The 23006-nt window shown below is 74.5% G+C and carries 2 protein-coding genes; both read left to right on the top strand.

Translation table 11 applies throughout. The features are described from left to right. Positions 1–117 precede the first annotated feature (117 nt). On the top strand, positions 118–16809 hold the full coding sequence (locus ABZ956_RS29940) for a type I polyketide synthase (protein ID WP_361900457.1): 16692 nt from the start codon (positions 118–120) through the stop codon (positions 16807–16809). Between the two features lie 48 nt (positions 16810–16857). Then, a partial coding sequence (locus ABZ956_RS29945) for a type I polyketide synthase (protein ID WP_361900460.1) occupies positions 16858–23006 on the top strand: 6149 nt, incomplete at its 3' end.

A 23006-nucleotide genomic window follows, 5' to 3' on the forward strand; every position in this document is an offset into this window, starting at 1 on the left:
GATGAGCAGGAAATGGTCGGACGTGGGTGTCGGCAGTCTCTTCGCCCCCCTCGACGACGGCCGAACGGCAAGGCCTCCAACGGGCATTTCCCGGCACACCACCGAGGGGTTGACAGCGTGACGTCGAACGAGGAGAAGCTCCGCGAGTATCTGAAGCGGGCCATCGCGGACCTTCACGACACCCGTCAGCAGCTGGGAGAGGTGGAGGACAAGCGCCGGGAACCCATCGCGATCGTGGCCATGGGCTGCCGCTACCCCGGCGGCGTCCGGACCCCGGAAGAGCTCTGGGAACTGGTCCACGACGGCGTCGACGCCATCTCGGCCTTCCCCGGCAACCGCGGCTGGGACCTGGACGGCCTGTACGACCCCGACCCCGACCACCACGGCACCTCCTACTCCCGCGAGGGCGGATTCCTCCACGAGGCGGGCGAGTTCGACCCCGCCTTCTTCGGAATCTCCCCGCGCGAGGCCCTGGCCATGGACCCCCAGCAGCGGCTGCTGCTGGAGACCGCGTGGGAGGTCGTCGAACGAGCCGGCATCGACCCCGAGTCCCTCGCGGGCACCCGCACCGGCGTCTTCGTCGGCACCGGCCACGGCTACTACGACGAGGGCCCGGGCAAGAAGCGGAACGAGGTCGCCGGGCACCTGCTGACGGGCAACACCATCAGCGTCGCCTCGGGCCGGATCTCCTACGTCCTCGGCCTGGAGGGCCCCGCGGTCACGGTCGACACGGCGTGCTCGTCGTCGCTGGTCGCCCTGCACATGGCGGTGCAGTCGCTGCGCCAGGACGAGTGCTCGCTGGCCCTGGTGGGCGGGGCGACGGTGATGTCGACCCCGCAGATGTTCGTGGAGTTCTCCCGGCAGCGCGGCCTGGCGGCGGACGGCCGCTGCAAGCCGTTCGCGGCGGCCGCCGACGGCACGGGATGGAGCGAGGGCGTCGGACTGCTCCTGGTCGAGCGGCTCTCCGACGCCCGTCGCCACGGCCACCCGGTGCTCGCCGTGGTGCGCGGCTCGGCCGTCAACCAGGACGGCGCGTCCAACGGCCTGACCGCCCCCAACGGCCCCTCCCAGCAGCGCGTCATCCGCCAGGCCCTGGCCAACTCCGGTGTGGCAGCGGCCGACATCGACGTCGTGGAGGCCCACGGCACCGGCACGACCCTCGGCGACCCCATCGAGGCACAGGCGCTCCTGGCGACGTACGGGCAGAATCGGCCCGGGGAACGGCCGCTGCTGCTCGGTTCGCTCAAGTCCAACATCGGGCACACCCAGGCCGCCGCGGGCGTCGCCGGCGTCATGAAGATGGTGCTGGCCATGCGGCACGGCGTCGTGCCCAGGACCCTGCACATCGACGAGCCCACCCCGCACGTCGACTGGTCCGCAGGCAGCGCGAAGCTGCTGACCGACACCGAAGCCTGGCCGGAGACGGACCGGCCGCGCCGTGCCGCCGTTTCCGCGTTCGGCGTCAGCGGCACCAACGCGCACGTCATCCTGGAAGAGGCACCGCAGGAGGCCACGCAGCAGACCCCAGGGGAGACCCCGCAGCAGACCCCGCAGCAAAACCCCCAGCAGACCCCCCAGGACCAAGAAGCCCCGCCCAGCGCCCCGCCCAGTGCCCCGCCCAGCGCCCTGCCCTGGGTCCTCTCCGCGCGCTCGGCGCAGGCCCTGCGGGCACAGGCGGCCCGGCTCGGCAGGCACGTCCGCGCCCACGAGGACCTGGCCCCTGAAGACGTCGCCCGCTCCCTCACGGAGACCAGGGCGCTGATGGAGCACCGCGCGGTCGTCGTGGCCGGGGAGCGGGAGGAGTTCCTGCGCGGCCTGGACGCGCTGGCCGAGGGCCGCGCCGCGGCCGGTGTCGTCACCGGGGTGGCCGGCAAGGCGCCGATGGCGTTCCTGTTCGCCGGCCAGGGCTCGCAGCGCCCCGGCATGGGTCGCGAACTCCACGAGCGTCACCCCGCCTTCGCCGCGGCGTTCGACGCGGTGTGCGACCAGCTGGACCGGCACCTGGAGCGCCCGGTCCGCGAGATCGTCTTCGCCGCCGAGGGCTCGGCCGACGCCGCGCTGCTGGACCGGACGCAGTACACGCAGGCCGCACTGTTCGCCGTCGAGGTCGCCCTGTTCCGGCTGCTCGAATCGTGGGGCATGACACCGCACTTCGTCGGCGGCCACTCCATCGGCGAGCTCTCCGCCGCACACGTGGCCGGCGTCCTCTCCCTGGAGGACGCCGCCGCGCTCGTCGCGGCGCGCGGCAGCCTGATGGAGGCCCTGCCCCCGGGCGGGGCGATGATGGCCATCCAGGCCACCGAGGACGAGATCCGCGCCTCGCTGGCCGCATACGCCGGAGCGGACCTCGCGGCCGTCAACGGGCCGGAGGCCGTGGTCGTCTCGGGCGACGAGGAGGCCGTCCGCGCCATCGCCGCCCACTGGCAGGAGCAGGGGCGTCAGGTAAAGCGGCTGCGCGTCAGCCACGCCTTCCACTCGCCCCGCATGGACGCCATGCTGCAGGACTTCCGGCGCGTCGCCGAGGGCCTGCGGTACGACGCCCCGCGCATCCCCGTGCTCTCCACGGTGTCCGGCGAGCTCGCCACGGCCGAGGAACTGCGCTCACCGGAGTACTGGGTGCGCCAGGTCCGCGAAGCCGTCCGGTTCTGCGCCGGTGTCCGCACGCTCGAGGCCGAGGGCGTCGCCACGTTCGTGGAGATCGGCCCCAGCGGTGTGCTCACCCCGATGGTCGAGGCATCCCTGACCACCACCTCCGCGAACCCCACCCCCGAGGCCACCCCCGCCGCCACCGCCGCGCCCCTGCTGCTCTCCGTCCTGCGCCGCGACCGCTGCGAAGTGCGGGCGCTCACCGAGGCCGTGGCCGCCGCCTCCGCGCACGGCGCCCGCATGGACTGGCAGGCGTTCTTCGCCACGACCGCCGCCCGGCGCGTGGAGCTGCCGACCTACCCCTTCCAGCGTCAGCAGTACTGGCTGACCGGCCCGGACGCCACACCCGCCGCCACCGCGGCCGACCCCGTCGAATCCGGCTTCTGGTCGGCCGTCGAACGCGGTGACGTGACGGAACTGTCGACCGTCCTGGCACTCGACGGCGACGACGCCGAGACCTCCCTCGGCACCCTGCTCCCCACCCTCTCCGCATGGCGCCGTCGGCGCAGAACCCTCACCACCGTGGACGGCTGGAGCTACCGCGCCCGCTGGACGCCGGTCACCGGGCTCACCGACCGTACGGCGTCGGGCCGTTGGCTGATCGTGGTGCCGGACGGCCACGACGATCCGTGGGCCACTGGCCTCGCCGACGCTCTCGCCGCCCGGGGCGTACAGGCCGAACGCCTGGCACTGTCCGGCCCGGGCTCGGAGGACGACGACCGCGCCGCCGTCGCGGCACGGCTGGCCGAAGGCCCCCTCACCGGCGTCCTGTCACTCCTGGCGTTCGACGAACGCCCCCACCCCGACCACCCGTCGGTGCCGCGCGGGCTGGCCGCCACCACCGAGCTCGTACGGACCCTGGAGGACCTCTCCGCCGAGGCACCGCTGTGGAGCGCGACCCGGGGAGCGGTGGCGGCCGACCGGCCGGACACGGTGACCCACCCCCTACAGGCCCATGTATGGGGACTTGGGCGCGTCGTCGCCCTGGAGCTGCCGCAGCGCTGGGGCGGGCTCGTCGACCTCCCCGAGGCCATGGACGACCGGAGCGTCACCGCCCTCCTCGGTGTGCTCGCCGCCGGCGGTGACAGCGAGGACCAGGTCGCCATCCGGCCCGCGGGCGTCTTCGCCCGCCGCCTGGTCCGCGCGACGGCCGGCACGGACGCCGGGGAGGCCCCCGTCGTACGCGGCACGGTCCTGGTCACCGGCGGCACGGGCGCGCTGGGCGCGCACGTGGCGCGCTGGCTGGCCGGCGCCGGGGCGGAGCATCTGCTGCTGACCGGCCGCCGGGGCGCGGCCGCCCCGGGCGTACTCGAGCTGGAGGCCGAACTCGCCGCCTTGGGCACCCGGGTCACCGTGGCCGCCTGTGACGCCGCCGACCGCGACGCGCTGGCCGGCCTGCTGGCCGCCATCCCCCCGGACACGCCCCTGACCGGTGTCGTGCACGCCGCGGGCGTGCTCGACGACGGCGTCCTCGCGTCCCTGACCCCCGAGCGCTACGAGGCCGTACTGCGCCCCAAGACCACGGCGGCGCTCAACCTGCACGAGCTCACCCAGGACATGGACCTGGAGATGTTCGTGCTGTTCTCGTCCATCGTGGGCGTGCTCGGCAACGCCGGGCAGGCCAACTACGCCGCGGCCAACGCCTTCCTCGACGCCCTCGCCGAACAGCGCCGGGCCCGGGGCCTGCCCGCGACCTCGGTGGCCTGGGGCCCCTGGGCGGACCGCGGCATGGCGACCGGCGGCACCACGCTCGCCGGCCGCATGCGCCGCGACGGCCTCACCCCCATGGACCCCCACCTCGCCGTCGCCGCTCTGAACCGGGCCGTCGCCCGGGGCACGGCGAACGTGACCGTGGCCGATGTGGACTGGGGCGCGTACGCCCCCGCGCTGACCGCCGTCCGGCCCAGCCCGCTCCTCGCCGACCTGCCCGAGGCCCGCCGCACCCAGCAGGCCCCCACGACGCCGGCCGGTGGCGGGGCAGGGGCCGCCTCCCCGCTGCGGGACCGCATCGCCGCGCTGCCGGCGGCCGAACAGGACCGCGTCCTGGTGGACCTGGTCCGCCAGGAGACCGCGCGGGTCCTCGGCCACCCCTCACCGGAGACCGTCGACGCCGGCCGCGCCTTCCGGGAGCTGGGCTTCGACTCCCTGACGGCCGTCGAGCTGCGCAACCGGCTCACGGCCGCCACCGGCGTCCGCCTGCCCGCCACGCTCCTCTTCGACCACCCCACGGCCCTCGCCGTCGCCGCCCACCTGCGCTCCCTGACCCTGGGCGGCCCCGACACCGCCGGCGCGGTCACCCGGCAGGGGTCCGCCGCGTCCGACGAGCCGGTGGCCATCGTGGGCATGGCCTGCCGCTTCCCCGGCGGCGTCAGCTCCCCGCAGGAGTTGTGGTCCCTCATCTCCGGCGACGGCGACGGGATCTCCCCGTTCCCCGCCGACCGGGGCTGGGACCTCGACGGGCTCTACCACCCCGACCCCGACCACCAGGGCACCAGCTACGCCCGCGAGGGCGGATTTCTCGCCGACGCCGCCGGATTCGACCCCGCGTTCTTCGGCATCTCGCCGCGCGAGGCCCTCGCCATGGACCCGCAGCAGCGGCTCCTGCTCGAAACCGCCTGGGAAGCCGTCGAGGGCGCGGGCATCGACCCCGAGTCCCTGCGCGGCAGCGTGACGGGCGTGTTCGCCGGCACCAACTCGCAGGACTACCAGAACATTCTGGACGGTGACCGGGACGAGGTCGCCGGCCATCTGCTGACCGGCAACGCCGCCAGCGTCGTCTCGGGCCGCGTGGCCTACACCTTCGGCTTCGAGGGCCCCGCCGTCACCGTCGACACGGCCTGCTCGTCGTCCCTGGTCGCCCTGCACATGGCGGTGCAGTCGCTGCGCCAGGGGGAGTGCTCGCTCGCCCTGGCCGGCGGTGTGACGGTCATGGCCACCCCCTACTCCTTCGTCGAGTTCTCCCGGCAGCGCGGCCTTGCCCCGGACGGCCGTTGCAAGCCGTTCGCGGCCGCCGCCGACGGCACCGGATGGAGCGAGGGCGCCGGACTGCTGCTCGTGGAGCGGCTCTCCGACGCCCGCCGCAACGGCCACCCCGTCCTCGCCGTGATCCGCGGCTCGGCCGTCAACCAGGACGGCGCCTCCAACGGCCTCAGCGCCCCCAACGGCCCCTCGCAGCAGCGGGTGATCCGCCAGGCCCTCGCCAACGCGGGCGTGTCCGCCGCCGACGTCGACGCCGTGGAGGCCCACGGCACCGGCACCCGGCTCGGCGACCCCATCGAGGCCCAGGCCCTCCTCGCCACCTACGGACAGAACCGGGAACGGCCCCTGCGCCTCGGCTCCGTCAAGTCCAACATCGGGCACACCCAGGCCGCCGCGGGCGTCGCCGGCGTCATGAAGATGGTGCTGGCCATGCGCCACGGGCACCTGCCCAGGAGCCTGCACATCGACGAGCCCACCCCGCACGTCGACTGGACCGAGGGCGCGGTCGAACTGCTGGCCGAACCGGCCGCCTGGCCCGGCGGTGACCGCCCGCGCCGCGCCGGCGTCTCCTCCTTCGGCATCAGCGGCACCAACGCCCACGTCATCCTCGAAGAAGCCCCCCGGACGGCCCCGGCCACCGAGCCCGCCCCCACCACCCCGGCCGCACTCCCCGAGGCAGCTGGCACGCGCCCGCTTCCGTGGCTGCTCTCGGCGAAGAGCCCCGAAGCCGTCCGCGACCAGGCCCGCCGCCTGGCCGCCCACCTCCGGGCCACCCCCGCGCTCGACACCACCGACATCGCCTACTCGCTGGCCACCGGCCGCACCGCCATGGACCACCGCGCCGCCGTCCTCGCGGCCGACCGCGAGGACTTCCTGGCCGGACTCGACGACCTGGCGGCGGGACTCCTCTCGCCCCGCGTCATCGAGGGCACCGCCGAAGGCGGCCGCAAGGCCGTGTTCGTCTTCCCCGGCCAGGGCTCGCAATGGGCCGGCATGGCGCTGGACCTCCTCGACGCGTCCCCCGTCTTCGCCGCCCGCATGGCCGAGTGCGCGACAGCGCTCGCGCCCTACACCGACTGGTCCCTGCCCGACGTCCTGCGCGGCGCACCGGACGCCCCCTCCCTGGACCGCGTGGACGTGGTCCAGCCCGCCCTGTTCGCCGTCATGGTCTCGCTGGCCCACCTGTGGCGGGCGCACGGCGTCGAGCCCGCGGCCGTCCTCGGCCACTCGCAGGGCGAGATCGCCGCCGCCTGCGTGGCCGGTGCCCTCTCCCTGGACGACGCCGCCCGCGTCGTCGCCCTGCGCAGCCGGGCACTGACCGCACTGTCCGGGCAGGGCGGCATGGTCTCGGTCGCCCAGCCCGTCGAGGCGGTGCGCGAGCGCCTGCGCGCCTGGGGCGAGCGGGTGTCCCTCGCCGCCGTCAACGGCCCGAACTCCGTGGTGGTCTCCGGCGCGCCGGACGCCCTCGACGAACTCCTCGCCGGCTGTGAGAGGGACGGTGTCCGCGCCCGGCGCATCCCGGTCGACTACGCCTCGCACTCCGCCCAGGTGGAGCGCATCCACGACGAGCTGCTGACCGTGCTGGCGCCCATCGCGCCCCGCCCCTGCGACATCCCGTTCTACTCGACGGTCGACGGCGAACCCCTCGACACCACCGGGCTCGACGCCGCCTACTGGTACCGCAACCTGCGGCAGACCGTGGAGTTCGAACAGGCCACCCGGGCGCTGCTGCGCGACGGCCACCGCGCCTTCATCGAGGTCAGCCCGCACCCGGTGGTGATCGCCGGAGTGCAGGAGACCGCGCAGGACGCCGGTGCCGCGGCGGCCACGACCGGCACGCTGCGCCGTGACGACGGCGGGCTCGACCGGTTCGTGACGTCCCTGGCCGACGCCTGCGTCCACGGCGTGGGCGTCGACTGGGAGGCGGTGTTCGCCGGCACGGCCGCCCGCCGCGTCGAACTGCCGACCTACGCCTTCCAGCGGCGGCGGTTCTGGCCGCGCGCCGCCGGCGCCGCCGGCAACGTCGCCTCGGCGGGCCTGGGTTCGCCCGGCCACCCGCTGCTGGGCGCCTCGGTGGAGCTCGCCGGCGGGGACGGGCTCATGGCGACGGCCCGCTGGTCGGTCCGTACGCACCCCTGGCTCGCCGACCACGCGGTCCGCGGTGTTGTCGTGGTGCCGGGCGCGGCGCTGGTGGAGGCCGTGATCCGGGCCGGTGACGAACTCGGCTGCGGCCGCGTCGAGGAGCTGACCCTGCACGCCCCCGTCGTCCTGCCCGAGCGCGGTGACGTCCAGGTCCAGATCGTGGTCGGCGAGCCGGACGGCTCCGGTCACCGGCCGGTGACCGTCCACGCGCGGCCGGCCGGTGCGGGCGACGGACCGTGGACCGAGCACGCCACCGGCACGCTCGCCACCGGCGACGCACCCGCCCCGCACGGGCAGGACTTCGAGGCATGGCCCCCGCCCGGCGCCGAGGCCATCGGGACCGGGGAGTTCTACGCGCGGCTCGCCGAGGACGGTTACGGCTACGGCCCGGTCTTCCAGGGCGTACGGGCGGCCTGGCGGCGCGGCGAGGACGTCTTCGCCGACGTGGCCCTGCCCGAGCAGGCCCTGGCGGACGCGGCACGCTGCGGCATCCACCCGGCCCTGCTGGACGCCGCCCTGCACGCGGCCGGGCTCGGCCCGCTGGCCAAGGACGACGGCCGCCCCGGCATGCCGTTCTCCTGGACCGGCGTCGCGCTGCACGCGGCCGGCGCCACCGCCCTGCGCGTCCGGCTGACCCCGGCCGGCAAGGACGCCGTCACCGTGGCGATGGCCGACGGCACGGGCCGCCCCGTGGCCTCGATCGACAAGCTGGCGGTCCGGCCCGTGGCGGCCGCACTCCTCGACCCGGCGTCCTCCGCGGCCCGCGACGCCCTGTTCCATCTGGAGTGGACCCCGCTTCCCCGCCCCGCCGGCGAACCGGCCGGCACGGACGGCTGGGCCCTGCTGGGCGAGGCGCCCGCGGGCCTGGCCGGCACCGGGCTGTGCCCGCGGACGGGGGGCAGCCTGGCCGCGCTCGCCGCGGCACCGGCCCCCGGCGTCGTCCTCGTGCCCCTGCCCGCGGCCCACGGCACGCGCTCCGAGGTGGCGGCCGCGCTGGACCCCGTCCTGGAGCTGCTGCAGACCTGGCTCGCCGACGAGGCGTTCGCCGGCACCCGGCTCGTCCTCGTCACCCGCGACGCCGTCGCCACCCACTCCGGCGAGGATGTCCGCGACCTCGCCCAGGCCGCCGCCTGGGGCATCGTCCGCTCCGCGCAGTCCGAGCACCCCGGCCGCATCGTGCTGGCCGACGTCGACACCGACGCCGCCTCCTGGCGGGCACTGCCCGGCCTGATCGACGCCGACGAACCCCAGCTGGCGCTCCGCCAGGGCACCGCCTACGCCCCGCGCCTTGTCCGCACCCACGCCCACCCCCCGCTGGCCGTACCCGACCCGGCCACACCGTGGCGGCTGGACATCCCGGAGAAGGGCACCGTCGACAACCTGGCGCTCGTGCCCTGCCCGGACGTCACCGCACCCCTGGAGCCCGGCCAGGTCCGGCTCGAGGTACGGGCGGCGGGCCTGAACTTCCGCGACGTCCTCAACGCCCTGGGCATGTACCCCGGCGGCGCCCGCTTCCTGGGCTCCGAGGCCGCCGGCGTCATCGTCGAGGTCGGACCGGGCGTGAGCGGGCTCGCCGTCGGCGACCGCGTCATGGGCATGGTGCCCGGCGGCTTCGGCCCGCTGGCCGTGGCCGACCACCGGGTGCTGGCCCGCATACCGCGCGACTGGTCCTTCGCGCAGGCGGCCGCCGTCCCCGTGGTGTTCCTGACCGCCTACTACGCGCTGCGCGACCTCGCCGGCCTGACCGAGGGCGAAACCGTCCTCGTGCACGCCGCCGCCGGCGGCGTCGGCATGGCCGCGGCCCAGCTGGCCCGCCACTGGGGCGCGGACGTCTTCGGCACCGCCGGCGACCGCAAGCAGGACCTGCTGCGGGCCGAAGGCTGGCCCGCCGAGAAGCTGGCCTCCTCCCGCACCCTGGACTTCGAGGACCGCTTCCGCGCCGCCACCGGCGGCCGGGGCGTGGACGTCGTCCTGAACTCCCTGGCCCGCGAGTACGTCGACGCCTCCCTGCGGCTGCTGCCGCCGGGCGGCCGCCTCATCGAGATGGGCAAGACCGACGTCCGCGACGCCGACGAGGTCGCCCGCACCCACCAGGGCGTCACCTACCGGGCGTTCGACCTGATCGAGGCGGGCCCCGAGCGCATCCAGCAGATGCTCGCCGAACTGGTCACCCTCTTCGAACAGGGCGTGCTCCAGCCGCTGCCCGTCACCACCTGGGACGTCCAGCACGCCCGCGACGCGTTCCGCTTCGTGTCCGAGGCCCGCCACGTCGGCAAGGTCGTCCTCACCGTGCCCCGCCCCTGGGACACCGACGGCACCGTGCTGATCACCGGCGGCACCGGTGAGCTGGGCGGGCTCCTGGCCCGGCACCTGGTGTCCCGGCACGGCATCCGCCACCTGCTGCTGACCAGCCGCCGGGGACCCGACAGCCCCGGCGCCGAAGCGCTGCGCGAAGAGCTGACGGCACTGGGCGCGGACCGGGTCACCATCGCCGCCTGCGACGCCGCCGACCGCGACGCGCTCGCCGGACTCCTGGCCTCCGTACCGGCCGCGCACCCCCTGACGGCCGTGGTCCACGCGGCAGGCGTCCTCGACGACGGCGTCATCGCCTCCCTGACCCCCGCACGCCTGCGGACGGTCACCCGCCCCAAGGCCGACGCGGCCCGCCACCTGCACGAGCTGACGGCCCACCTGGACCTCGCCGGCCTCGTGCTGTTCTCCTCGGCCGCCGGCGTCTTCGGCTCCGCCGGCCAGGGCAACTACGCCGCCGCCAACGCCTTCCTCGACGGCCTCGCCCAGCACCGCCGCACCCACGGCCTGCCCACCACCTCACTCGCCTGGGGACTGTGGGCCCAGGCCAGCGGGATGACCGCGCACGTCGACCAGGCCGACCTCGTCACCGCACGCCGCTCCGGCGCGCAGACCCTGACCACCGAGGACGGCCTCGCGCTCTTCGACGCCGCGCTCGCGACCCGCAGGGCCCTGCTCGTACCCGTGCCGATGGACACCTCCGCCCTGCGCCCGCACACACCGGACGGCATCCCGCCCCTGCTGCGCGCCCTGTACCGGGGCCCCGCCCGCCGCACGGCCCGCACCGCCGACGCCACCGGCACCGACGGGCTGCGCCGGCGCCTGGCCGGGCGCCCCCGCGCCGAGCGCCACGGCATGCTGCTCGACCTCGTCAGCACCTGCGTGGCCGCCGTCCTCGGACACACCGGCACCGAACTCGTCCACGCCGACCGCGCCTTCCGCGACCTCGGCTTCAACTCCCTCACCTCCGTCGAACTCCGCAACCGCCTCGGCACCGCCACCGGACTGCGCCTGCCCGCCACCCTCGCCTTCGACTACCCGGCCCCCGCCGCGCTCGCCGAATTCCTCGACGCCGAGCTGTCGGACGGCGACGACACGGCCCGGGGCGAGGAGCGCGACCCGGCCGCCACGACCCGGCCCGACGCCGCCGACGACCCCGTCGCGATCGTCGGCATGGCCTGCCGCCTGCCCGGCGGCGTCCGCTCCCCGAAGGACCTGTGGGACCTGCTCGCCTCGGGAACCGACGCCATAGCCCCCTTCCCCGCCGACCGCGGCTGGGACATCGACGGGCTCTACGACGCCGTCCCCGACGGACCCGGCGCCTCCCGCACCCGCGAAGGCGGCTTCCTCCACGACGCGGCCGAGTTCGACGCCGACTTCTTCGGCGTCAGCCCCCACGAGGCACTGGCCATGGACCCCCAGCAGCGCCTGCTGCTGGAAGCGTCCTGGGAGGTCTTCGAACGCGCCGGCATCGACCCCAGGTCGGTACGCGGCAGCCGCACCGGCGTCTTCGCCGGCCTGGCCTCCAGCGACTACCTCACCCGCGTCCCCGACGTGCCGGAGGAACTCACCGGCTACGTCAACAACGGCAACGCGTTCAGCGTCGCATCCGGCCGCGTCGCCTACACGCTGGGCCTCGAAGGCCCCGCCGTGACCGTGGACACCGCCTGCTCCTCGTCGCTGGTCGCCCTGCACATGGCGATGCAGTCGCTGCGCCAGGGCGAATGCTCCCTGGCACTGGCCGGCGGCGCGACCGTCATGTCCTCGCCCCGGCTGTTCACCGACTTCTCCCGCCAGCGCGGACTGGCCGGCGACGGCCGGTGCAAACCGTTCGCCGCCGCCGCCGACGGCACGGGATTCTCCGAAGGCGTGGCGCTGGTGCTCCTCGAGCGGCTCTCCGACGCGCGCCGCAACGGCCACCCGGTACTGGCCGTCGTACGCGGCTCGGCCGTCAACCAGGACGGCGCCTCCAACGGCCTCAGCGCCCCCAACGGCCCCTCGCAGCAGCGTGTGATCCGCCAGGCCCTCGCCAACGCCGGCCTTACCCCCCTGGACGTCGACGCCGTAGAGGCCCACGGCACCGGCACCCGGCTCGGCGATCCCATCGAGGCCCAGGCCCTGCTGGCCACCTACGGCCAGGACCGGCCGGCGGACCGGCCCCTGCTGCTGGGCTCCATCAAGTCCAACGTCGGACACACCCAGGCCGCCGCCGGCGTCACCGGCGTGCTGAAGATGGTCCTGGCCCTGCGCCACAGGCAGCTCCCCAAGAGCCTCCACATCGACGAGCCCAGCCCGCACGTCGACTGGTCCGCCGGCGCCGTCAGCCTCCTGGACGAGGCCGTCGACTGGCCGGAGACCGAACGGCCCCGCCGGGCCGGCGTGTCGTCGTTCGGCATCAGCGGCACCAACGTCCACGTCATCCTCGAAGAGGCACCCGCCGACACCCACGACACGCCCCCCGCCGCGCCGGGCGCCGACGACGCCGCCCGGCCCCTGCCCTGGGTGCTGTCCGCCCGGACCGAACGGGCCCTGCGCGGCCAGGCCCGCGCCCTCCTCGCCCACCTGGAGGACGAGCCCTCCACCGCCCCGGCCGACATCGCCCTGTCCCTGGTCACCCGGCGCTCCACGCTCGAACGACGCGCCGTCGTCACCGGCGCCGACCGCGCCGCACTCACCGCCGGCCTGCGCGCCCTGGCCGAGGACGCCCCCGCCGCCGACGTCGTACGCGGCGGCTTCACCGGCGGCCGCGAACGCAAGGTCGTCCTGGTCTTCCCCGGCCAGGGCTCGCAGTGGACCGGCATGGGCACCGAACTCCTCGACACCTCACCCGCCTTCGCCGACAGCATCGCCGCGTGCGAACACGCCCTGGCCCCCTACGTCGACTGGTCCCTGCGCGACGTCCTGCGCGGCACCGCCGACGCACCCGGCCTCGACCGCGTCGACGTCGCCCAGCCCGCCCTGTGGGCGGTCATGGTCTCGCTCGCCGAACTCTGGCGCGCCCACGGCGTGCGGCCGGCCGCCGTCCTGGGCCACTCCCAGGGCGAGATCGCCGCGGCCTGCGTGGCCGGCGCGCTGTCCCTGGCCGACGCCGCCAAGATCGTCGCCGTGCGCAGCCAGGCCATCGCCGGGGAACTCTCCGGCCAGGGCGGCATGGTGTCCGTCGCCGCCCCCCACGACCAGGTCCTCACCCGCATCGCACGCTGGGGCGACAAACTGTCCGTGGCCGCCGTCAACGGCCCCGCCACCGTCGTCGTCTCCGGCGACAGCACCGCACTCGACGAACTCGTCGCCGAATGCGGCCACGACAAGGTCCGCGCCAAGAAGATCCCCGTGGACTACGCCTCCCACTCCGCCCACGTCGAACGCCTCCACGCCACCCTCCTCACGGACCTCGCCGGACTCGCACCACGCGAGAGCGACATCCCGTTCTTCTCGACGGTCACCGGCGACTGGATCCGCACCACCGCACTGGACGAGCACTACTGGTACGAGAACCTGCGCCACACCGTGCGGCTCGAGGAATCGCTGCGCGCCCTGCTCGCCCAGGGCCACGACGTCTTCGTCGAGTCCAGCCCGCACCCCGTGCTGAGCATGGGCATCGAGGACACCATCGCGGACGCCGAAGCCGACGCGGTCTTCATCGGCTCTCTGCGCCGCGACGACGGCGGCCCGGCCCGCCTGCTCGCCTCGCTGGCCGAGGCCCACGTGCACGGCGTGCACGTCGACTGGCGGGAATTCCTCGCCGGCGGCCGCCCGGTGGAACTGCCGACCTACGCCTTCCAGCGCGAGCGGTACTGGCTGGAGCCCACGGAGCCCGTCGACCCGGCCGGCCCCGACACCGTCGTCGCCCTCGCCGACGGCGCCGGCGTGATCCTCACCGGCACCCTCGGCCTGACCACCCACCCGTGGCCGGCCGGCCACACGGTCCTGGACTCGGCCGTCGTCCCCGGCACCGCCCTCGTCGAATGGGCCGTCCGGGCCGGCGACGAAGCCGGCTGCCCGGTCGTGGCCGAACTCACCGAACACCAGCCACTGGTCCTGCCGGCCGAGGGCACCGTCCGGATCCAGGTGGCCGTCGGCGCGGCCGACGACGCCGGCCTGCGCCCCGTCACCGTCCACGCCCGCCCCTCGCACGAGGAGCCGGGCACCGACATCGCCTGGACCCGCCACGCCTCCGGGACGCTGGCCGCCACCGCGACCACGACGCCCGACACGACGGCCCTGGACACCTGGCCGCCGCGCGACGCCCGGCCCGTCGACACCGACCAGCTCCACGCGACGCTCGCCGCACAGGGATACGAGCCGTTCCCGACCGTGCGAGCGGCCTGGCGGCGCGAGGAGGACCTGTTCGCCGAGGTCGCCCTCGACGCCGCCGACCAGGACGACGCGGCCCGCTTCCGCGTCCACCCCGCCCTGCTCCAGACGGTCCTCGCACTGTGGGCCGCCGACCGCGGAGCCGGCGACAGCACGCCCGTGCTGCCCGCCGCCTGGCAGGGCGTCTCGGTCCTCGCCACCGGCGCCACCGCCCTCCGCGTCCACCTGACACCGACGGGCGAGGACGGCACGGTGTCGCTGACCGCCGTCGACACCACCGGCGCCCCCGTGGTCACGATCGACGCCGTCACCACCCGCCCCCTGTCACCGGAACGACTCGCCGCGGCAGCCGGGACAGCGGCCGGGACCACCGGCCACGACGCCCTGTTCCACGTCGAATGGACCCCGCTCACCGGCGCCGGCACGGACAAGCCCTCCGGAACGTGGGCGGTCCTCGGCACCGGCCCGACGGCCACCGCGACGGCCGAACAGCTCGAACACCTCGGCGTGCCCGTGCACCACCTCGACTCCGACGGCACCCTGACCGCCCTGAGCGCGGCCCTCGACGCCGGCGCACCCGCCCAGGCACCCGACACCGTGATCCTCCACCTGGCCCCCCGGACGACCCCGGCCGACCGGACCACGACGGCAGACGCCGCACACGAGTCCGTACGCCACGTCCTGAGCCTCGCCCAGACCTGGCTCGCCGACGAACGGTTCGCGGCATCGCGCCTGGTCCTGGTCACCCGGGGAGCCGTCGCCACCGGCCCCGACGACGCCGTCGAGGGCCTGGCCGACGCCGGCGTATGGGGCCTCGTACGCTCCGCGCAGTCCGAACACCCCGGCCGGTTCCTGCTGGTCGACGTCGACGGCGACGAGCGCTCCGACGCGGCGCTCGCCCAGGCGGCGGCCGCCGCCGTCGCCGCCGGCGAACCGCAACTGGCACTGCGCTCGGGCACCGCCACGATCCCCCGCCTGCGACGGGCGGTCACCACGGCCCAAGCCCTCACCCACACCTGGCAGGACACCGGCCCCGATGACCCCGAGGGCACCGTCCTCATCACCGGCGGCACCGGAGCACTCGGCGGCCTCGTCGCCCGGCACCTCGTCACCCACCACGGCGTACGCCACCTCGTCCTCACCGGCCGCCGCGGCCTCGCGGCCCCCGGCGCCCAGCACCTGCGCGACGAGCTGACGAGCCTGGGAGCCCACGTCGACATCGCCGCCTGCGACACCGCCGACCGGACCGCACTCGCCGCCCTGCTCGACACCATCCCCGCCCACCACCCGCTGACGGCCGTCGTACACGCCGCCGGGGTACTCGAGGACGGACTGCTGGAGACCCTGTCCGCCGAACAGGCCGACCGCGTGCTGCGCCCCAAGGCCGACGCCGCCTGGAACCTGCACGAGCTCACCAAGGACGCCGGCCTCCACACCTTCGTCCTCTTCTCCTCCTTCGCAGGAGTCGCCGGCGGCATGGCCCAGGCCAACTACGCCGCGGCCAACGCCTTCCTCGACGCCCTCGCCCACCACCGCCGCGCACAGGGCATGGCGGCGGTGTCGATGGCGTGGGGATTCTGGGAAGAACCTAGTGGATTGACCTCCACACTGGGCCGCGTGGACGTTGACCGCTTCGCACGCTCCGGAATGCTGCCCCTCTCCGCCGACCAGGGCCTCGCCCTGCTCGACGCCGCCCCCCGCGCCGACCACGCCCTCCTCGTACCGGTCCGGCTGGACCCCCGGGCGCTGCTCGCCGCCGGTGAACTCCCGCCCGTACTGCGCGGGATCGTACGCACCCCCGCGCGACGGACCGTGAGCGCGGCCGGCACACCGGGACACGGCGCCGGCCACGCACCGGCGGGCGGCGAACAGCGGGCGCTCGCCGAACGGTTGGCCGGGCTCAGCGTGCCGAAGCAGGAGGCCCTCCTCCTCCAACTGGTCTCCGGGCACGTCGCCGCGGTACTCGGCCACGGCTCACCCGAGGCCGTCGAGGCCGAACGAGGCTTCCTGGACCTCGGCATGTCGTCCCTGACCGCCGTGGAACTACGCAACCGCCTCAACGCCGAGACCGGACTGCGCCTCCCGACGACCGCGATCTTCGACCACCCGACACCCATCGGCCTGGTCCGCCACCTCCGCGCACAGATCGCCCCCGGCAGCGCCGACGCCCCCGGGACGCCCCCGGTGTTCGCCGAACTCGACGACCTCGAAGCGGTCGTGGCCGAGTCCGGCGCCCGGCTGGACGCCGACGCCCGCACCCGCCTGATCCAACGCCTCAAGACATTGCAGTGGAAACTCGACGGCGCCGACGACAGCGGCCCCGCGCAGGACGGCGACGCCACCGACGCCGACCTCGCGGCCGCCTCGAGCGACGACGAAATGTTTGACCTCATCGACAAAGAACTCGGCCTCGCCTGACAGCCCAGTCGGTCGAAACATCTTTCCTGAACTGGGAGGTTCCCACCCATGGCTAGCACCGGTAACGAAGACAAGCTCCGCGACTACCTCAAGCTGGTCACCGCCGACCTGCGGCGCACCAAGCAGCGACTGGAGTCGGTCGAGGCCAGGGACAACGAGCCGATCGCCATCGTCGGCATGGCCTGCCGCTTCCCCGGCGGCATCGCCTCACCCGAGGACCTGTGGCGGCTCGTCGCCGACGGCACCGACGCGGTCGGCGACCTGCCCGCCGACCGGGGCTGGGACGTCGAAGCGCTCTACGACCCCGAACCGGGCAAGCCCGGCAAGAGCTACGTACGCCACGGCGGATTCCTCGCCGGCGCCGGCCACTTCGACGCCGAACTCTTCGGCATAGCCCCGCGCGAGGCCCTGGCCATGGACCCCCAGCAGCGCCTGCTGCTGGAATCGGCGTGGGAAGCCATCGAGCGCGCCCGCATCAACCCCGCGTCGCTGCGCGGCACCGGCACCGGCGTCTTCGTCGGCGGCGCCGACACCAACTACGGCTCCCTCGCCCGGCAGAGCGAGGAGACCGAGGGACACCTGCTCACCGGCGGCGCCACCAGCGTCCTGTCCGGGCGCATCGCCTACACCCTCGGCCTGGAGGGCCCGGCCGTCACCATCGACACCGCGTGCTCGTCGTCCCTGGTGGCGCTCCACCTGGCCGTCCGCGCCCTGCGCTCGGGCGAATGCTCCATGGCGCTGGCCGGCGGCGTCGCCGTGATGCCGACGACCAGCCTCTTCACGGAGTTCTCCCGGCAGCGCGGGCTCGCCGCCGACGGCCGGTGCAAGCCGTTCGCGGAAGCGGCCGACGGCACCTCCTGGGCCGAAGGCGTCGGAGTCCTGCTCGTCGAACGGCTCGCGGACGCCCGGCGCAACGGCCACCAGGTGCTCGCCGTCGTGCGGGGCACGGCCGTCAACCAGGACGGCGCCAGCAGCCGCCTCACCGCCCCCAACGGGCCCTCCCAGCAGCGCGTCATCCGCGCGGCCCTGGCCAACGCCCAGCTGTCCCCCGACCAGGTCGACGCCGTGGAGGCACACGGCACGGGAACGATGCTGGGCGATCCGATCGAGGCGCAGGCGCTGCTGGCCACGTACGGCCAGGACCGGCCCGGGGACCGGCCGCTGTGGCTGGGCGGCATCAAGTCGAACCTCGGCCACGCGCAGGCTGCGGCTGGTGTTGCCGGTGTGATCAAGATGGTCATGGCGATGCGGCACGGCGTGCTGCCGAAGACGCTGCACGTGGACGCCCCGTCCTCGCACGTGGACTGGAGCGCGGGCGCGGTCGAGCTGCTGACCGAGCGGATCGAGTGGCCCGAGACGGGCCGGGCGCGCCGCTCCGCCGTCTCGGCGTTCGGCATCAGCGGCACCAACGCGCACGTGGTGCTCGAGCAGGCGGAACCCGCCGAGGAGCCGGGGGCCGAGGACGACGGGCCTGCGGTCGAACCCGGTGTGGTGCCGTGGGTGCTGTCGGGCAAGACCGAGGCGGCGCTGCGGGCCCAGGCCGGGCGCCTGCTGCACCACGTTCAGGACCGCCCCGCCCTCGCGCTCGCGGACCTCGGCTTCTCACTCGTCACGAGCCGCGCGAGCTTCCCCCACCGCGCCGTCGTGCTCGCCGCCGACCGGGACGCCGTGACGCGGGCCTTGTCGGCCCTGTCGACCGGCGAGACGGACGCGGGCGTGGCCGAGGGTGTGGTCGAGGGGTCGGTGCGCCCGGGGCGCTCGGCGTTCCTGTTCTCGGGTCAGGGTTCGCAGCGGTTGGGGATGGGGCGTGAGTTGTACGGCCGGTTCCCTGTTTTTGCCGAGGCGTTTGATGCGGTGTGTGCGGGGCTGGACGAGCACCTGGACCGTCCGCTGCGGGACGTGGTCTGGGGCGAGGACGAGGAGCTGCTGAACCAGACGGTATACGCGCAGGCTGGGCTGTTCGCGGTCGAGGTGGCGCTGTATCGGTTGGTGGAGTCGTGGGGTGTCCGGCCGGACTTTGTGGCGGGTCATTCCATTGGTGAGGTTGCTGCTGCGCATGTGGCGGGTGTGTTCTCGCTGGATGGTGCGTGTGCGCTGGTGGCGGCACGTGGTCGCCTGATGCAGGCGCTGCCGTCGGGCGGCGCGATGGTTGCGGTGCGGGCGACGGAGGATGAGGTTCTGCCGCACCTGACCGATGAGGTGTCGATCGCGGCGGTCAACGGTCCGTCGTCCGTGGTGGTTTCGGGTGCGGAGAGCGCGGTTGAGGCGATCCGTGCGCAGTTCGAGGGTGAGGGTCGTAAGGCGACGCGACTGCGGGTCTCGCATGCGTTCCACTCGCCGTTGATGGAGCCGATGCTGGACGACTTCCGCGCGGTGGTGGCGGGCCTGTCGTTCCAGCCCGCCGCCATCGCGGTGGTCTCGAACCTGACGGGTGAGCCGGCCTCGGACGAGATGCTCGGCTCCGCCGAGTACTGGGTGCGGCACGTCCGTGAGGCCGTGCGTTTCGCGGACGGTGTGCGTGCGTTGCAGGTCGCAGGTGTCACCCGGTTCCTGGAGCTCGGCCCGGACGGCGTGCTGTCGGCCATGGCCCGGGAGTCGGTGACCGACGAGGCCGCCGTACTCGTCCCCGTCCTCCGAAAGAACCGGCCGGAGGAGCACACTCTTCTCGCTGCTCTGGCCCAGCTGTCCGTACAGGGCGCCGACGTCGACTGGGCCGCCGCCTACGAGGGCACCGGCGCCCGGAGCGTCGACCTGCCGACGTACGCCTTCCAGCACGAGTGGTACTGGCCGAAGCCGGCCGCCCTCTCCGCGAGCGGCGACGTCGGCGCGGCGGGCCTGGAGTCCACGGGCCATCCGCTGCTGAGCGCGTCGGTGGAACTGTCCGACGACGACGGCCTGTTGTTCACGACCCGGCTGTCCCTGCAATCCCACCCCTGGCTCGCCGACCACGTCGTGATGGGCTCGGCGCTGCTGCCGGGCACGGCCTTCGTCGAGCTGGCGATCCGCGCCGGCGATGAGGTCGGCTGCGACCGGATCGACGACCTCACCCTGGCCGCTCCGCTCGTACTGCCCGAACAGGGCGGCGTGCAACTGCAGTTGCGTGTGGGGCCCGCCGACGACTCGGGCAACCGCTCGTTCAGTGTGCGTTCGCGACCCGAAGGCGCCGGTGACCAGCCCTGGGCCCGGCACGCGACCGGCGTGCTGGCCGTGGGGGAGCACACGGCCGACTTCGCTCCCCTCGGCGGGGACGGCGTGTGGCCGCCCGCCGGGGCCGAGCCGGTGGATCTGACCGGTCTCTACGAGGGCATGGCCGAAGGCGGCTTCGCCTACGGCCCGCTGTTCCAGGGGATGCGGAGCGCCTGGCGGCGCGGCGACGAGGTGTTCGCGGAAGTCATGCTGCCGGAGGCCACCGACGGTGAGGCCGGCGCCGGGGCGTTCGGGCTCCACCCCGCCCTGCTGGACGCCGCCTTGCACGTCACCGCCTTCAACGGCATGCCGCGCGGCGTGGTGCCCTTCTCCTGGGAAGGCGTCTCCCTGCACGCCTCCGGCGCCTCGGCGGTACGCGTCAGGGTCGCCCGTACCGGGGACGAGTCCGTATCCGTGGCGATCGCCGACACCGACGGTGGGCCGGTCGCCTCGGTCGAGACGCTGACTCTGCGAGCCGTCGCCGCCGGTGACCGGTCGGCGACCGGGGTGAACGGGATCGGCCGCGACTCCCTGTTCCGGGTGGACTGGACCCCGCTCCCGGCTCCGGCCTCGACGCTCGGGTCCCTGGCCCTGGCCGTGGTCGGGTCCGGTGGCACGGAGGCTCTGGCTGGTCTGCCGGCGGACACCTACGAAGACCTGGCCGCCCTGGCGGCACATGCGGAAGCAGACGTCCCGGGTGTGGTGCTGGTGCCGGTGCCGGTGGCCTCCAGCGGTGGCTTCGGCGGGGTGGTGGAGTCCGTCCATGCCGCTACGGCGTGGGCGCTGGGCCTGGTGCAGTCGTGGTTGGTGGAGGAGCGGTTTGCCGGTTCGCGTCTGGTGTTCGTGACGCGGGGCGCGACGACGGGCGAGGATCTCGCCGGCGCTGCCGTGTGGGGTCTGGTGCGTTCGGCGCGCTCGGAGAACCCCGGGCGGTTCAGCCTGGTGGACCTGGGCGGCGACGAGGATGCTCCGTCGGTCCTGTTGCGTCAGGCGCTCGCTCTGGACGAGCCGGAGCTGGCTGTCCGGGGCGGTGAGGTGTTGGCTGCCCGGCTGGCCCGGGTGCCGGCGCCGGTCGAGCCTGGGCCGGTTGTGTGGGGCTCGGAGGGCACGGTACTGATCACCGGTGGTACCGGTGGTCTGGGGCGTGCGGTGGCGCGGCACTTGGTGGCTGAGCACGGTGTGCGGAGCTTGTTGCTGGTCAGCCGTAGTGGGCCGGCCGCCGAGGGCGCTGAGGAGCTCGTAGCTGAGCTGGAGCAGCAGGGCGCGGTCGTGGCCGTGGAGTCCTGTGACGTGACGGACCGGGGTGCCGTGTCCGAGCTGGTGGCGCGGCATCCGGTCGCGGCCGTGGTGCACACCGCCGGCGTGATCGACGACGGCGTCGTCGAAGCCCTGACGCCCGAGCGGCTGGCCACGGTCCTGCGCCCGAAGGTGGACGCGGCCTGGAACCTGCACGAGGCCACCAAGGGCCTGAACCTGTCGGCGTTCGTGCTCTTCTCATCCGTCTCCGGCACCTTCGGCGGCCCCGGACAGGGCAACTACGCGGCCGGCAACACCTTCCTGGACGCCCTGGCCCGGCACCGCCGCGCGCAGGGGCTGCCCGGCGTCTCGCAGGCCTGGGGCCCGTGGACGCAGGACGGAGGCATGACCGGCACCCTGTCCGACGTCGACATCCAGCGGATCGCCCGCTCGGGCATGCCGGAGCTGTCGCCCGCCGAAGGCGTGGCGCTCTTCGACGCCGCGATCGCCGCCGACGAGGCCGTGGTGCTCCCCGTACGCTTCGACCTCGCGGCCCTGCGCGCGCAGGGCGACATCCCCGCCCTGCTGCGCGGCCTGATCCGTACGCGCGTACGCCGGTCGGTCACGGCGGGCTCGGGCACCGTCTCCGCCGGTCTCGTGCAGCGGCTGGCGGGGCTTGCGGTGGCCGAGCGGCGTGAGGTGCTGCTCGATCTGGTGCGTGGGCAGATCGCGGTGGTGCTGGGGCACGCTGGTTCGGAGACGGTGGATCCGACGCGGGCGTTCCAGGATCTGGGCTTCGACTCCCTGACGGCCGTCGAGCTGCGGAACCGCCTGAACAAGGCAACGGGCCTGCGACTGCCGGCCACGGCGGTGTTCGACTACCCGACGGCGGACGTGCTGGTGGGCCACCTGCTGGACGAGTTGTTCGGCGGTGAGTCGGTGGAGACGCTGGTGCCGGTGCGGGCGCTGCCGCCGGTGGCCGACGATCCGGTGGTGATCGTGGGCATGAGCTGCCGTTACCCGGGTGGGGTGGCCTCTCCCGAGGACCTGTGGCGGCTGGTGTCCGACGGCCTGGACGCGGTGGGCGGCTTCCCGACCGACCGTGGCTGGGACGTGGAGGCGCTGTACAACGCAGACCGGGATGTGGCGGGGACGTCGTACACGCGGTCGGGCGGATTCCTTTACGAGGCGGGGGAGTTCGACCCCGACTTCTTCGGGATGAGTCCTCGGGAGGCGTTGGCGACGGATTCGCAGCAGCGTCTGCTGCTGGAGACGACCTGGGAGGCTTTGGAGCGGGCCGGTATCGACCCGGTGTCGCTGCGGGGCAGCCAGACGGGTGTCTTCGCGGGCGTGATGTACAACGACTACGGCAACATGCTGGTCGACGAACAGTTCGAGGGCTTCCGGGGCAACGGCAGCGCCCCCAGCATCGCCTCCGGCCGCGTGTCGTACACCTTCGGCTTCGAAGGCCCGGCGGTCACGGTCGACACCGCCTGCTCGTCCTCCCTGGTCGCCCTGCACTGGGCGGCACAGGCGCTGCGGTCGGGCGAGTGCTCGCTGGCGCTGGCAGGCGGCGTCACCGTGATGTCGACGCCGACCACTTTCGTCGAGTTCTCCCGCCAGGGCGGCCTGTCCGAGGACGGCCGGTGCCGGTCGTTCGCCGATGCGGCGGACGGCGTCGGCTGGTCCGAGGGCGTGGGTGTGCTGGTGCTTGAGCGGTTGTCGGATGCGCGGCGTCATGGGCATCAGGTGTTGGCTGTGGTGCGTGGTTCGGC

The sequence above is a fragment of the Streptomyces sp. NPDC046261 genome (genome assembly GCF_040646235.1).
In the GTDB taxonomy this organism is placed as follows: Bacteria; Actinomycetota; Actinomycetes; order Streptomycetales; family Streptomycetaceae; genus Streptomyces.